This window comes from Pallidibacillus thermolactis (genome assembly GCF_025660415.1).
GTDB lineage: Bacteria > Bacillota > Bacilli > Bacillales > Caldibacillaceae > Pallidibacillus > Pallidibacillus thermolactis.
Genome location: NZ_JAOUSE010000005.1, coordinates 89,674 through 104,784, shown reverse-complemented (window position 1 = coordinate 104,784; position 15,111 = coordinate 89,674). Strand labels below are relative to the sequence as shown.

Annotated in this window: 16 protein-coding genes; 7 read left to right on the top strand and 9 right to left on the bottom strand. The window is 35.2% G+C overall.

What is annotated here, in order from left to right; translation table 11 throughout:
* Positions 1-152: 152 nt before the first annotated feature.
* Positions 153-1,142, bottom strand: a complete 990-nt coding sequence (locus tag OEV82_RS03460; protein WP_263061033.1) for a 2-hydroxyacid dehydrogenase — start codon at positions 1,140-1,142, stop codon at positions 153-155.
* Positions 1,143-1,223: 81 nt separating this feature from the next.
* Positions 1,224-2,234: a spore coat putative kinase YutH gene (gene yutH, locus OEV82_RS03455; protein ID WP_263061032.1), complete on the bottom strand. Its 1,011-nt coding sequence runs from the start codon at positions 2,232-2,234 to the stop codon at positions 1,224-1,226.
* A gap of 228 nt (positions 2,235-2,462) precedes the next feature.
* Between yutH and OEV82_RS03450 the strand changes: the two genes are divergently transcribed.
* Positions 2,463-2,969, top strand: a complete 507-nt coding sequence (locus OEV82_RS03450) for a phosphatidylglycerophosphatase A family protein (protein ID WP_263061031.1) — start codon at positions 2,463-2,465, stop codon at positions 2,967-2,969.
* Positions 2,970-3,057: 88 nt separating this feature from the next.
* On the opposite strand, the gene OEV82_RS03445 is transcribed toward OEV82_RS03450, so the two are convergent.
* The 3 genes from OEV82_RS03445 to OEV82_RS03435 all read right to left on the bottom strand — a co-directional run bounded on the left by OEV82_RS03445 (position 3,058) and on the right by OEV82_RS03435 (position 4,730).
* Positions 3,058-3,825, bottom strand: a complete 768-nt coding sequence (locus OEV82_RS03445) for a TIGR01457 family HAD-type hydrolase (protein ID WP_263061030.1) — start codon at positions 3,823-3,825, stop codon at positions 3,058-3,060.
* A 26-nt stretch (positions 3,826-3,851) separates the two neighbouring features.
* Positions 3,852-4,289 (bottom strand): DUF86 domain-containing protein, encoded by a 438-nt coding sequence (locus OEV82_RS03440; RefSeq protein WP_173661644.1) that lies wholly within the window; start codon positions 4,287-4,289, stop codon positions 3,852-3,854.
* 165 nt (positions 4,290-4,454) lie between these two features.
* Complete coding sequence (locus OEV82_RS03435) at positions 4,455-4,730, bottom strand: YutD family protein (RefSeq protein ID WP_173661655.1); 276 nt, start codon at positions 4,728-4,730, stop codon at positions 4,455-4,457.
* 267 nt (positions 4,731-4,997) lie between these two features.
* On the opposite strand from OEV82_RS03435, the gene OEV82_RS03430 reads away from it, so the two are divergent.
* From OEV82_RS03430 to OEV82_RS03405, 6 genes are all read left to right on the top strand, one after another.
* Positions 4,998-5,984 (top strand): M23 family metallopeptidase, encoded by a 987-nt coding sequence (locus OEV82_RS03430; protein WP_263114970.1) that lies wholly within the window; start codon positions 4,998-5,000, stop codon positions 5,982-5,984.
* A gap of 254 nt (positions 5,985-6,238) precedes the next feature.
* Positions 6,239-7,444 carry an ABC transporter substrate-binding protein gene (locus OEV82_RS03425; RefSeq protein WP_263061029.1) on the top strand — a complete coding sequence of 402 codons (1,206 nt, stop codon included), beginning with the start codon at positions 6,239-6,241 and terminating at the stop codon, positions 7,442-7,444.
* Between the two features lie 78 nt (positions 7,445-7,522).
* Positions 7,523-8,398, top strand: a complete 876-nt coding sequence (locus OEV82_RS03420; RefSeq protein WP_173661638.1) for a branched-chain amino acid ABC transporter permease — start codon at positions 7,523-7,525, stop codon at positions 8,396-8,398.
* Between the two features lie 10 nt (positions 8,399-8,408).
* Positions 8,409-9,365, top strand: coding sequence for a branched-chain amino acid ABC transporter permease (locus tag OEV82_RS03415; RefSeq protein ID WP_263061028.1), 957 nt, complete (start codon positions 8,409-8,411; stop codon positions 9,363-9,365).
* Positions 9,355-10,143, top strand: a complete 789-nt coding sequence (locus OEV82_RS03410; protein ID WP_263061042.1) for an ABC transporter ATP-binding protein — start codon at positions 9,355-9,357, stop codon at positions 10,141-10,143. Before OEV82_RS03415 ends, OEV82_RS03410 begins: the two co-directional genes overlap by 11 nt.
* On the top strand, positions 10,136-10,843 hold the full coding sequence (locus OEV82_RS03405) for an ABC transporter ATP-binding protein (RefSeq protein ID WP_173658071.1): 708 nt from the start codon (positions 10,136-10,138) through the stop codon (positions 10,841-10,843). The genes OEV82_RS03410 and OEV82_RS03405 overlap by 8 nt, the downstream gene beginning before the upstream one ends.
* A gap of 630 nt (positions 10,844-11,473) precedes the next feature.
* Here OEV82_RS03405 and yunB read toward each other — a convergent pair.
* From yunB to OEV82_RS03385, 4 genes are all read right to left on the bottom strand, one after another.
* Positions 11,474-12,334, bottom strand: coding sequence for a sporulation protein YunB (gene yunB, locus OEV82_RS03400; RefSeq protein ID WP_263061027.1), 861 nt, complete (start codon positions 12,332-12,334; stop codon positions 11,474-11,476).
* A 79-nt stretch (positions 12,335-12,413) separates the two neighbouring features.
* On the bottom strand, positions 12,414-12,713 hold the full coding sequence (locus tag OEV82_RS03395; protein ID WP_263061026.1) for a YunC family protein: 300 nt from the start codon (positions 12,711-12,713) through the stop codon (positions 12,414-12,416).
* A gap of 69 nt (positions 12,714-12,782) precedes the next feature.
* The gene (locus OEV82_RS03390; protein ID WP_263061025.1) at positions 12,783-14,159 is read right to left on the bottom strand and encodes a bifunctional metallophosphatase/5'-nucleotidase; all 1,377 of its coding nucleotides are present in this window, start codon (positions 14,157-14,159) and stop codon (positions 12,783-12,785) included.
* Positions 14,160-14,213: 54 nt separating this feature from the next.
* Complete coding sequence (locus tag OEV82_RS03385; protein WP_263061024.1) at positions 14,214-15,056, bottom strand: DUF72 domain-containing protein; 843 nt, start codon at positions 15,054-15,056, stop codon at positions 14,214-14,216.
* Between the last annotated feature and the right edge of the window lie 55 nt (positions 15,057-15,111).

Here is a 15,111-nt window from a genome sequence, read left to right as displayed (position 1 = left end):
TTTCAAAACATGCATGTTTTTTATATGGAAAAGCGAGAATTATATTTCCCTATAAGAATGGACAAGCCCTTGGAAAAAAGCGATGAAATTTTACGATCACCCTATCTTTTCCAATAAATTTTTCGTAAATACACTTCTTATAATTCCTTTTCTTAAATCTTTTGAAAAAGATCTTTATTTACCGGCGTTTTTGGTTTCTCATTATTTAATACGGCTAAAATATTATCACAACAAAGTTTCATCATAGCTGTTCGAGTTTCCACACTGGCACTTCCGATATGTGGTAAAGCAACAACATTGTCGAGTTGTAATAACGGATGGTCTTGGCTGATTGGTTCTTGATCAAATACATCTAAACCAGCTCCGGCAATTTCTCCTTCTTTTAATGCCCAAATTAAATCAGACTCTACTGCAATTGGTCCCCTTGCTACATTAATAAAGAACGCAGATTTTTTCATCTTTTTAAAAACATCTTTTGTAAACATACCTTTCGTTTCTTTTGTCAACGGAGTTAAGACAAGAACATAGTCAGATTGTTCAATTAATTTATTAAAGGAGGCATATTCTACACCGAGTTTTGTCTCCGTTTCCGGTTTACGATTACGATTATGATAAAGTACTTGCATATCAAACCCTAAAGCTCGCTTTGCAACCGCTTCACCGATACTTCCCATTCCGACGATACCTAGTGTTTTATGATGAATATCCGATCCAGCCAAAAAGTATGGGCTCCAACTTTTCCACTCCCCATTTCGAACGACATCCACCGCCTCAACTAAACGTCTACCCGTCATTAATAATAAAGAAAAGGCCAAATCCGCTGTCGTATCGGTTAATACATCTGGTGTGTTACATACAACAATTTTTCTTTTTGTTGCCTCTTCCACATCAATATTATCAAAACCAACCGCTAAATTTGCAACAACTTTTAAATTTGTGCTAACTTCAAACAATTCGGTATCCACTTTTTCAGACAACATTGTTAATAATGCATCCGCTTTCTTTGCTTCGTTTAACAAAATATTCCGCGGAACTGGTGTTTCTTCACGATTCCACATACCAACTTCAGCAAAATTATTGAGTCTTGAAATCACAGATTCTGGTAATTTCCTTGTAACGTATATATAAGGTTTGTTTGCCATAACATTCCTTCGCTCCTACCCCTTTTATTTCAAATACTATTTTATCAAATTATATTAAGAATATATATTAGAAGGCTTTATTTACTTGTTTTTCAACCAGTCCAGTTGTGGAATCTGTCCTGAGCGAGTAGGTACGCCAGTAATTTCAAAAAAGCGTTTTAAAAACAATTCATAGTCATCAACGTTATCCAATATTCTTCTTAAATATTGAATCATTCTTTTATTTGACAATCTTTTTGTACTAAAAAAGTATGATTCCACAGCTGAAAAATAGTGGGTAGGTAAAATGAGCCGTGAATAAATTAACCGCCACGCAAATGGTGAAAGAGGCATTTTTTCTTCATATTGTTGAAAAAATGACTGGATGTATGGAATATAATTTAAACGATTATATTCAAGATAATAGGCACGTGTCCATTCGGCTAAATCTCTGCTAATATGGTCAATAACCCAATCGAATGGGTTTCTCCAAATAATTTCTCCACTCCACGTCTCATTTGTGAATTGTTCATGGGTTACTGTCCCTATATCATAAATTCCTGGTTGAACATCCATTCTTGTATCAACAAAATATTGAATCGCATTTTCAGTTAAACCAGCAAAATATGGAAAGGATTCGACAAATAACCGTTCAAACTCATTAGCAGGACGGTTCGTTACAACTTGCTCCCAAAATGACTTCAACTGTGTTATTTTTCCTTCCCACAATTGATGCCAATCACCAAGACGTTTTAAACTCTTTATCTCACTCTGAAAAGACATGCCCTTAAGGTGGAAATTAGCTAATGATTTAGGTAAAGATTTGAACGGAGTATTTTTCCATTGATCGAGGAATAATAACAAGAAATATCCTTTGTCCCATTGCTGAACAAAGCTGCCATCCTTTGCAGGGAAAAATGCGGGAACAAATCGGACACCTGAACCACGTAAAAACTTGGTTATTTCATGACGTTCGGGCAATTCATCCTTTTCATTTTCAGAAACTTGGACAATCACATATAAATAATATCCATCATAAACTGCATCATAATCACCAATTCGTAACATTTGTTGTGGATGTATTTGAAATAAATCTTGAATCGTATTCATCATAATCTTCGCTCCCTATTAATGTTTAGAAAATAAGGAATTATACGTTATAATTAATACTATGATTGCAATGACATGATTATCCTGATGGACAGACTATTTTTATTTTTATTGGACTTGACATTAGCAGATAAGTGCATTTTAATTTTTTATAATTATAAAAGATGAACCAACAAGTATATGAAAAACCACAAAACCTGAAATAGCGATAAAAAGAAAAAGGTGAAAAAAATGACAGAAGAAAACAAAATTATATTTCCTGACATTGATGAATTATCAAAGAAACTTTTAGAAGAACGTGGTGTTAAAATAATGGACATCGCGAAGTTAGTTTATTTTTTACAAAAAGATTATCATCCCGAACTAAAAATTGAAGATTGTCTTGAACATGTAAATGGGGTACTAGCAAAACGCGAAGTGCAAAATGCAGTTATTACGGGTATTCAAATTGACAAATTAGCAGAAAATGGACAATTAGAAGAACCTCTCCTTTCCATTATTCAAACCGATGAAGGATTATATGGAGTAGATGAAATTCTGGCGTTTTCGATCGTCAATGTTTACGGTTCAATCGGGTTTACAAATTATGGATATATTGACAAAATTAAACCTGGAATTTTAAAATACTTAAATGATAAATCGAGTGGAAAAGTAAATACCTTTTTAGATGATATTGTTGGAGCGATTGCAGCTGCAGCTGCAAGTCGACTTGCCCACCGCGTAGCAAATACAGAATAAAATTTAAGTGGCGATTCCATTACTGGATCGCCACTTAAATATAAACGTGAACAACATCTCCGTTTCTTAGATTCTCAAATACAGGCCATTATAAAAAAGGCCATTCTGCCAAATTATCAATGGAGTATGTCGGTTGTTTTTCATAATGTTTTATCATTTCCTTTGTGGTAACACCCGTATGGACAATTAATGTATCCAAGCCTGCACGAATCCCCGCTAAAATATCTGTATCATAGTTGTCGCCAACCATAACGGTTTCTTCTCTTTTTGTGCCCAACACTTTTAGAGCCTGATCCATAATAATTGTTTCAGGTTTTCCAATGATCGTTGGTTCCACTCTTGTTGAAAATTGAATCAGTTGTGTAAAAGCACCATTTCCAGGTACTAAGCCACGTTCTGTTGGAATAGCAAGATCCCCATTTGTTGAAAGAAATTTCGCACCATTTCGAATGGCAATACAAGCAATTGCTAATTTTTCATAGGTCACTTTCGTATCTAATCCAATTACAACAATATCCGCATCTTCCTTTGCAAAACGAAAGCCCTTTTCATTAAGGGCAACTTGTAAACCTTCCTCACCAATATAAAAGATCCGCGCATCCTTATCCAATTCGTAAATATAATTGGCAGTTGCTATGCTCGACGTAAAAATTTGTTCTGGTAGAGCAGGGATATCAAAACTTTGTAGTTTACCCGCAACCTGTTCCGGTGTGCGTGTGGAATTATTCGTAACAAACAAAAAAGGGATCTCTAACCGGATTAACTCACGAATAAAATTGCCTGCTTCTTCGATTTTTTCTGATCCACGATACATCGTCCCATCGAGGTCAATCAAATAACCTTTATACTTCCTCATTTTATCCCGCCGCTTTCTATATAAGTCTATGCTTTGAAGGCAGATACTGGTCCAAGTTCCTTCTCTAAATATGTCCGGACTTTATCTGGATATTGAGAAAAAGCAGTAAGATTCTCTTTAAAAGTAGTATAGACTTTCTTATGATCAATATTTGTATAATATTGAACAAGACTCTTTCGATATGGAATCACTTTCATAAAACTTTCTGCCATTTCTTCCGTAATTACCTTTTCATCCAATAAAATATCAATTATATCATCAAAACTACCCGGATCTCGCATAATAAACCCATCAATCATCATATTCCCTACATCCAACACAGAATCTAACATCATATGCGCAACACGTTCGAGGGTTGCTTTTTGGAAAGTATGATCTAAATCATTTAATTGCATAAAAATGTCAATATTCTTATCTAAAAAGACTAAAGTTTCCTCGATTTTTGCCCGATCAACAAAATACATGAAGTCTCTCTCCTCTCAATGCTGTTCGTGTGTTTTGTAATTCTTATTTAATCATACCATAATTTTAGTAGAGTAGCGCCTTTTTTGTAATCGCTTTATTACTAGTATGTTCCTTTCCATAAACGAAAAGGGTGAGTCTCTCCCACCCTACATATCCATTTCCAGTTACTTATTCACTTTTTTTAACACAAAATAGGAGCAACCAAAATTACAGTATTCGTATAAATATTCGGATAGTGTACTAATTTTCGTATCATATGTTGCCTTTTGATTTTGATCATCAAAAAATCCCTTTAATCTTAGTTGACCGTATCCCCAATCCCCAACGATATAGTCATAACGAGCCAATATATCCGTGAAACGCTCCCGAAAGGCTTGTTCGTTAAAGCCATTTTTATTTTCTTCGATTAATTCATAACAATTATTTTGAATACAAACCACTTGTATCACCTTTTCTTTTTTCCAACTCAATATAAAAACTATGGTTAATGAGATTATATCTTATTTTACACATTCAAGCATTAATATGTAAGTTTATCAACTAAAAGTTTTTTTCCAAAATATAATAATTATGTTTTTTACAATATATCACAGACTATAGATGACAGATTTGAAAACTTTACTTACATTCTTAATTTTAAATATAAGATTCTGCATTTTTTCATAATGTGCATTTGTTTTCTTTCTCTTAAAGGAGGTACAAAACCATTGCGACGATTGTTACATAGTGCATGTGTTTTATTTGTTTTCCTAATCCTTTTTCCTGCTCAATCAGCAGCTGAAATGGACCAAAAAGAAATATATCAAAAGCGGATGGAGCTTTACCAATTTATAGAAAAGGTAACGAATATTCCTTGGAATTATATTGCAGCAATCGATCAATACGAAAGAAATCTTCGCTATGTACGCAAAGATTTACCTGAACCAAACGGATTAACAGGTATTTATTTTCCACCAGAAAAATGGAATGGTCCTTTAAATCCAAATCAAGAGGATACAAACCCAGCAAGCATTCAATTTTTTGGTGGAATGGGACGTGATGGTGATGGTGATAATAAAGCAGAGCCAACAAATGATATCGACGTCCTTTTTTCATTTGCAAATTATTTATTAGATTATGGAACCGATCTTGATAGTATCAAAATCGGATTATGGGACTATTACAAAAAGGACAAGGCCGTCTTTCTGATCACCAATTACGCCAAAATTTACGGCCATTTTCAAACCGTTGACCTCGATGAACGTCATTTCCCTTTACCACTTCATGCAAATTACAGCTATCGAAATACTTGGGGAGATGCTAGAGGCTGGGGTGGTCGCAGAATTCATGAAGGAACAGATATCTTTGCTGGCTACGGTGTGAATGTATATTCTACTTGTTATGGAATTGTAGAAATGAAAGGATGGAATAAATACGGTGGATGGCGTATCGGTATACGAGATGTAAATAACACTTATCACTACTTCGCCCATTTAAATGGATTTGCTAAGGATTTATACCTCGGAAAAATTGTAAAACCAGGAGAGTTAATTGGTAGTGTGGGAGCCTCTGGCTATGGACCACCGGGAACTTCTGGTAAATTTCCACCTCATTTACATTACGGCATGTATAAATATAACGGAAGAACAGAATGGTCTTTTGACCCATTTCCACATCTAAAAAAATGGGAACGTGAAACTAGAAAGAAAAAATAAACAATTGATACCCTGTATTTATAAATTCTACAGTTTTTGACATAACTGTAGAATTTTTTGTTTTATTTTGTAAAAATATTTTATATATAAAAATATTTCTAATTTTTAAAAATATAAATATGGACGAAACAGTGTTTTTGTTTTAAAATATCTTTGAATTCTATTATTTTTATTTTTTATACCTTCTGAACATTTTATAATACTAAAATAAATTATCAGAAGGTTCAAACATTTTAAAAAGAAGGGGGATAAGTATGAGAAAGAAACTTTTACTACTCCTAATGTCTATTTTCCTAGTAGGAATGTTAGCAGCGTGTGGCGGAAGTACGACAGGAGGGGGAAATAGTTCATCTGGCTCAGACTCAGGATCAGATTCTGGTGACAGTGATACAATCAAAATCGGTTTGAATTTCGAATTGTCAGGTCCTGTTGCTTCTTATGGTTCGTCTGACGCTGAGGGTGCTGAGTTTGCAATTGAGGAAATCAACACAAATGGTGGAATTTTAGGTAAAAAAATTGAAGTCATTAAACAAGATAATAAATCTGAAACGCAAGAAGCAGTAGCGATTGCAACACGTCTAACAAGTCAAGATAAAGTACTTGCCATTATTGGTTCTGCTACAAGTGGGAACACAATTGCCCAAGTCCAAATCGCCAATGATACAAAAACACTTCTACTTACACCGTCAGGTACAGCACCAAATGTGACAGAAAATGAAGATGGTTCAATCAATGAATATGTTTTCCGGACCTCATACATCGATCCATTTCAAGGTACTGTAGCTGCAAACTTTGCTTTAGATGAACTAGGAGTTAAAACCGCTGCAATTTATAATGATAATGCCAGTGACTATGCGAAAGGATTAGCAGATGCCTTTAGAGAAACTTTCGAAGCTGGTGGAGGTACAATTGTAGCTGAAGAATCTTATGTGGCTGGTGATACGGATTTCCGTTCAACATTAACCAATATTAAATCAGCCAATCCGGAATTTATATTTATACCTGGTTATTACGAAGAAGTTGGATTAATCGTTAAGCAAGCCCGGGAATTAGACATAACCGTACCACTAATGGGTGCTGACGGCTGGGATTCTCCAAAACTTGTTGAACTTGCAGGTGCAGAAAATTTAAATAACACTTTTATCACAAACCATTATTCCTCTCAAGACCCTGATTCGAAAATTCAAGACTTTGTTAAAAACTTTGAAGAAAAGTATGGCAAGTCTCCAGACTCTTTTAATGCTTTAGGATATGATACAGTTTATTTCTTAGCGGATGCGATTGAACGTGCAGGAAATACAGATCCTGAAGCCATAAAAAAAGCATTAGAAGAAACAGAAAACCTTGAACTCGTAACAGGTACGATTACAATAGATGAAAAACATAATCCGGTCAAGTCAGCCACAATATTAGAATATAAAGATGGAGAACAAACTTTCCGTACAAAAGTTGATCCATAAAAACATGGGAGGTGCTTTCCTCCCTTTTTCATCTCATAAGGAACATATAAAATTCACCAGAGAAAAGGAGTGAGAAACTTGGAATGGATACAGCAATTAGTAAATGGCATTTCTTTAGGAAGTATCTATGCACTCATTGCACTTGGTTACACAATGGTATACGGAATTATCAAACTACTTAATTTTGCTCATGGAGAAGTCTTTATGATCGGTGCATTTACCGGTTTTTATGCCATTACCATTTTAAATTTAAGCTTTATACCGGCACTAATTTTAGCCATGGTTGTTTGTTCGATTCTCGGTATGCTTATAGAACGCGTTGCATATCGACGTCTTCGTTCATCAACAAGGATTGCTGCTTTAATAACCGCTATCGGTGTTTCACTTTTTATTCAATATGTCATGATTTATTTTAGAGGAGCTACACCGGAAGCTTATCCAGAAGTTGTATCAAAACAAAAAATTGAAATTTTTGGGGTTACCTTCAGTTCACAAGCACTTTTTATATTACTCATAACCATTATATTAATGATATTTTTACAATTCATTGTTCACCGTACTAAAATTGGAAAAGCCATGCGTGCTGTTTCGTTAGATATGGATGCTGCTAGATTAATGGGAATAAATGTTGATAATACGATATCAGCCACATTTGCCATCGGATCGGCGTTAGCAGGTGCCGCAGGCGTAATATTTGGTATGTATTATACAAGTATTGACCCTCTTATGGGACTTTTGCCGGGAATTAAAGCTTTCGTTGCTGCTGTATTAGGTGGTATTGGAATTATTCCAGGAGCAATGATTGGAGGTTTTATTCTCGGAATCGTAGAAACGGCTGTAAGTGCGATTGGTTTTTCTAACTGGAGAGATGCTGCAGCTTTTATCATTCTTATCCTTATATTAATTTTTAAACCTTCCGGAATATTTGGCAAAAATACTCGGGAGAAAGTGTAGGTGATTAAGCATGAAAAGTCGTCACTTTTGGATTTTTTTCGTATCAGCACTCATCATATACGGAATCGGTGAATTTTTAATCGCAAACGGGAGAATTGATCCCTTTTATGAAAATTTACTAATCACCTTAGCGATAAATATTATTTTAGCCGTTAGTCTACACTTAATTATCGGTATTACTGGACAACTATCCATTGGTCATGCTGGTTTTTTAGCAATCGGAGCCTACTTTTCCGCTATTTTAACGATGAATTTCGCTGTTCCCTTTCCTGTAGCACTCATTTTAAGTGGTATCATTGCCGCAATCGCTGGTTTTGTCGTAGGTATGCCTTCATTAAGGTTACGAGGCGATTACTTAGCTATTGCTACTCTCGGATTTGCTGAAATCATAAGAATCATACTTTTAAACTGGGAGTATGTCGGTGGAGCTAGCGGCATGGTTGTTACCAAAATGACAACTTGGCAATATTCCTTCATTTTTTTAATGCTCACCATTATCGTCATATCAAATTTTACAAATTCCAGACACGGCCGAGCTTGCATTGCTATTCGTGAAGATGAAATTGCAGCTGATGCCATGGGAATTAACACAACATATTATAAAGTACTTGCATTTATCATTGGCTCATTTTTTGCCGGTATAGCTGGTGGTTTATATTCCCATAACTTTTATTTTTTACAACCTGTTAATTTTGGTGTTTTAAAGTCCTTTGATATTTTAATTTATGTTGTATTAGGCGGTCTTGGAAGCATGTCTGGTGCCATCATTTCAGCCGCTTTATTGACACTTGTGTCTACTTATTTTCAAAACTTTCCAGAAATCCGCATGGTTTTATATAGTTTAGTTTTAATCATCATCATGCTTTATCGACCTAAAGGTTTAATGGGTTCAAAAGAAATTACCGACCTATTCTTGAAGAAAAAGCCTGGAAAAGGGGGGCAACAATTTGAAAACATTGGAAGTTAAACCGTTGCTAAAAGTCAATCATCTTGGCATTCAGTTTGGAGGGCTAAAGGCTGTATCAGAATTTAATCTTACTTTACATAAAGGAGAATTAGTCGGCCTCATTGGTCCAAACGGTGCGGGGAAAACAACTGTCTTTAACATGCTTACTGGTGTTTATGTACCGACAGAAGGAGAAATTATATTTGATGGTAAAAAACTAAACGGTTTACCCCCTTATAAAATAACGAGAAGAGGAATTAGTAGGACATTCCAAAATATCCGTTTATTTGCAGACCTTTCCGTATTAGATAACGTTCGTATTGGCTATCATACGCTAGCAAAAAATTCATTATTAAGTTCTATCTTACGATTACCTCCTCACTTTTCCAATGAAAAAGAGATGAAAGAAAAGTCAATTGAGTTTTTAAAAATTTTCCGTTTAGATCATTTAAAAGATGAAAAAGCTAAAAATTTACCTTATGGTATGCAAAGGAGATTAGAAATAGCCCGTGCGCTATCAACGGGACCAAAACTACTATTGTTAGATGAACCAGCAGCTGGAATGAACCCAAAAGAAACGACAGAGTTAATGGATTTAATGGCCTTTATCCGAGAACAATTTGATTTAACGATCCTTTTAATTGAACACGATATGAAACTTGTGATGGGCATTTGTGAACGTATATCTGTTTTGGATCACGGTTTACTGATAGCAGAGGGCACCCCTGAAGAAGTTCGAAATCATCCGAAGGTGATTGAGGCTTATCTAGGGGAAGAAGTAGGTGAAGAACATGCTTAAAGTAGAAAATATTAATGTTTATTACGATGCTATTCATGCATTGAAAGACGTTTCATTAGAAGTAAAGGAAGGAGAAATTGTTACACTAATCGGTGCAAACGGTGCTGGAAAAAGTACACTATTAAAAACATTATCTGGTCTGATACGACCGAAAAATGGAACTATTGAATATGAAGGGAAATCGATCGTAAAAAGAAAAGTTCAAGCCATCGTCAAAGCTGGGATCTCCCATGTACCTGAAGGTCGTCGTGTGTTTCCAACCATGTCTGTGACAGAAAATTTAGAGCTCGGTGCCTTTTTACGTAGAGATAAAAAGGCCATTCAAAAAGATATAGAACATGTTTTTGAGTTGTTTCCAAGGCTATATGAAAGAAGAAAGCAATCAGCTGGAACGTTGTCCGGTGGTGAGCAACAGATGCTTGCAATTGGACGTGGTCTTATGGCAAAACCAAAGTTATTGTTGCTTGACGAACCTTCCATGGGTCTTGCCCCCTTACTTGTAAAACAAATTTTTAATATCATTGAAATGATTAATAAAGAAGGAACTACGATCCTACTCGTTGAGCAAAATGCCAATATGGCTTTGTCTATCGCACACCGAGCCTATGTCATAGAAACAGGTAGTGTAGTGTTATCAGGAGATGCAAAGGAACTACAGACAAGTGCACTCGTGAAAGAGGCATATTTAGGTGGCGCGTAATTTAAAAAGACTATAGGGAGTCAATTTAGACTCCCTTTTTTGTTTACTATCATGCAAATCATTGGCGTCATATCCCCTTGATTTTATGTCTAACAGATGTTACAGTTCACCACCGCTTTTAAATATATGTGCTTTTTCTGTTTTCATCCCGGCTATGAACACAGTTTTTCGGAATCAAACTCCATTTTTCTGCGTTCATCCCGGCTATGAATACAGTTTTTCGGAATCAAACTCCATTTTTCTGCGTTCATTCCTTCTATGAACACAGTTTTTCGGAATCAAACTCCATTTTTCTGCGTTCATCCCGTCTATGAACACAGTTTTCCAGAATCAATCGACTTTTTTCTGCGTTCATCCCGGCTATGAACACAGTTTTTCGGAATCAAACTCCATTTTTCTGCGTTCATCCCGGCTATGAATACAGTTTTTCGGAATCTAACTCCATTTTTCTGCGTTCATTCCTTCTATGAACACAGTTTTTCGGAATCGAACTCCATTTTTCTGCGTTCATCCCGGCTATGAACACAGTTTTCCAGAATCAATCGACTTTTTCTGCGTTCATCCCGTCTATGAACACAGTTTTTTCAAAATCCATCTCCTTTTTCTACGTTCAGTCTTTCAATCAACATACTATTCCTCACTAGATTGACTATTCTTCTCATCTTGTGGAACAACGATTGATGGATAAAGCTGACCATTACTATAAAACTGTGGTACCTCTCCTTTCACTTCACCAGATGCAAGTAAAATACTCTTAGGAATATACTGGACTTCAGAATTAAAAGGAACAAGCATTTGCACACCAACCTCAATATGTAGCCAAATCTCATACCAAGAACTATTAATGGAATTATTTTTCACAACCGCTTCATAATCTGTTTTCACATCACCAATTGCTTGAAATTCAATGGAAATATCCGGACCGAGATTGGCGAGTATTACATTATCCGTTATACGTCCAAAGGGGACACGAAAGTGAATTCCTTTTTCAGAACTTGGTTGAATTTCTACAACTTCACCATCTTCTGAAACAATTTTTGTTGAAGTGTGTCCATCTTCGACTCGATTAATATTATTTAAAATATTACTAGTAATACTATTTGACACTTCTAATATTTTTTGGGTATCAAAAGCAGTCAGTGTACCATTACCTACACCAGTTGGTACGACGGTAATAATCTCATCTAAACTTAAACCCGCACCAAGTTCTTCGTTTACTGCCCGCTCCATTAACGAAGTTGCTAAATTGATGGAATAAGATTTAGCATAAGCTTCTAAAGTTGGGCGAATACCTTTATTAACAACCCATAAACCGATGGAACTAGAGATAAGAAAGAAAACGAATGATAATAATAGTACATATTTAAATGGAAGAGGTTTTCCTTCTTTCCGCTTATACTTTTTCTGTTTATAGCTAATATTTGACTTGCCAAACATAGGATTAAGCTTTTTAAAAAAATATCCCTTTGGGTAACGTCGAAACTTGACCATGAAAAAAAATCCCCCCTTACAAATAAAATGTATGCTCGTTTGGAGGGATTTACTATATTAAATGCTATTTATTTACATATTACATGCGTAATAAAGCTTCTTTACCAATCATACCTTTTTTAATCCCGTAATTTTCTGCTTCTAAAGTGACTGACTCCAGTGGTGCATTTAAAAGTTCATCAATCGTTCGAACACCCACTGCTCTGCCTGCAATAATTTTTCGATCCTTTAGTTTATCATTTAATAACTGAACATCTAAAGCTCCACACATTATATATCCTTTATCACTCATAACAGCGAGTAAATTTGTTTTCGGTAATTTAACTTCGACGGCAATAAACGTACGATCTTCAATTTTTATAGGTTTAACATTCATCATCTATCGTCCGCCCCTTTCTTATATTACATTATGAAAAAGGGGTTTTGACGTGTTATGACAAATGTCTAATTATAGATCCAAAGGATAATGTTTAGATAAGGAGTGTTTTAATAAATCTCGTAAAAACTCTGGTAAAAAGAATCGCTTCTTTGCACGCGTTAACGATGGATAAAAACGTCCAAAAGTAAACATATCGAGTGTTGCTACTTTATATATTCGGTCCATGTCCAACATCTCATCACGAATTTCGATTTGGATATTTGAACCTTCCCCAGTGATGGAAATTTGATCATAAATAATCTTACCAAAGATTTCACCACGAAAACCAAATCCTTTAAATTGTAATGTCATATATTGATCATCAACAGTTTGAACAAGTAATTCTTTTAGTTCTGCTCCAGACAATTCAACAGTACATGGATTTAATGGATGTGGACAGATGCGGTGAATGTCGTATTCTGTAACGATGCCAGCTTGTAAATCATCTAGCAAAACCCCAGCATTGAGAAAAGAACAATCAGCTTTACACCACTCAGTTAGAGTACTTGCCAATAACTCATTCAAAGGTGAATCATTAAACCAGTCCCTTTCTAATTTTTCTGGTAAAAAGGCTACTGGATTTAATAATTTTTGCTTTCCCTTTTCATATAAAACTTCTGCAAAACTTGTTTCTACAGCTTGCAATTCATGAGCTGGAATTAAAGTGGCATGCTTCGAAATTATTTTATGCTTCTCTAGGTCATATTGTAATTCTACTTTGCCAAGATTCATTCCGTATTTTCCAGTACAACATAACAATGTATTTTCTACTAATTGCCCATTTTCCAATACATGATGAGTATGTGCACCTAAAATAACATCTATTTGTGGAAATAATTTTGCCATCCGCTCATCTTCAGATAACCCGAGATGGGATAATACAACTAAAATATCACTTTGAGCTCGAACTTCTGGAACAAGACGTTCTAATTCCATAAACGGATCGGTCACATTCCAACCCAATGGTTCATAAAAGTTTGTAAAGTTTACAGTGACACCGATAACCCCGATTGTTACACCGTTATTCGTTTCATAGATTTGATATGGTTTTGCCCATTCCGGTCTCATACCGTTTTTAAAGTATAAGTTTGCTAAAACTACATCAAAATGGGCCTCATTATACAAACTTAATAGATCGTCCTGAGCCAGTGTTATTCCTTCATTATTTCCAATTGTAACAGCATCAAAATTGCACTCATTTAATAAACGAATGTTTCCTTTCCCAAGGTATGCTTCTGTATATGGATGAAACCGGTCAATATGATCTCCGATATCAAATAAAAACATGGATTCATCATTTTCTTGATGAATCTTACGTTTTCTGATCACTTCATGTTTAATATTTGGCCAAGTGTCAAAATGACTATGTATATCATTTGTGTGGTAAATAACAATTTTTTCTATCATTCATATCTTCCCTCAATTTCAAAATCACAACATCCAATAAAATGTCGGTTGCATTTAAAATAAACTTAATTGCCTAGGGGCAAGTCCTTTATATTCAATTCCTAAAAGTTCAATCATACGTTTTGCATTATTTGCAGCATCTCCGCCTGAATTATTATTAAATAACATATAAATCGTATTTGTATGTTTTTGTAGTTCGGATAAATAACGAATCCACTCACTTAGCTCTTGGTCATTATATCGATATAAGTAGCGCACATCGCGCCAATTTTTTTGGCCTTGGTTATTCCATCCATGAATATTTCGTCCATGCATGCGAATTAATGTTTTATCTTTTCTAGTTGCTTTTAAAACTAATGGTACAGATGTGGAACCCGCTTGAGGTTCATCACAAATGCTATGGATCCAGTTTTCTTCTTTCATAAATTGCAATGTTTCTTTGCGGACGGACGGAGCAAACCATGATTGATGTCGAAACTCCAAGGCACAAGGAATATCTTCCATTTGTTGTTTACACCAACGTAAATAGCGAATCGCTTTTGGTGTACATGTAAAAAAAGGCGGAAATTGAAACAATACCATTGCTAATTTATTTGCCCGAATATACGGTTGTAGCGATTCTTTATATTTCTTGAACATTTCATCCCATGAATCGAAAGGAATGTCTCGCTGCAAATGGCCGGTCATTCCTTGATATGCTTTAACAATAAATTGAAAAGAATCTGGTGTTTCACGAACCCATTTTTCACCATTAGATTCAGGTTGAATCGCATAAAAGGCAGTATCGACTTCGACGACAGGGAAATGAGATGCGTAAACCGATAGTTTATTTTTCGTATTTGGTCGTGTATACAATGAATCATGATCTCCCCATCCAGTCAAACCGATATAAATCATAATCGAACCCCTAACTCATCATTAAATTTCATTTATCTTACATTATATATCATCT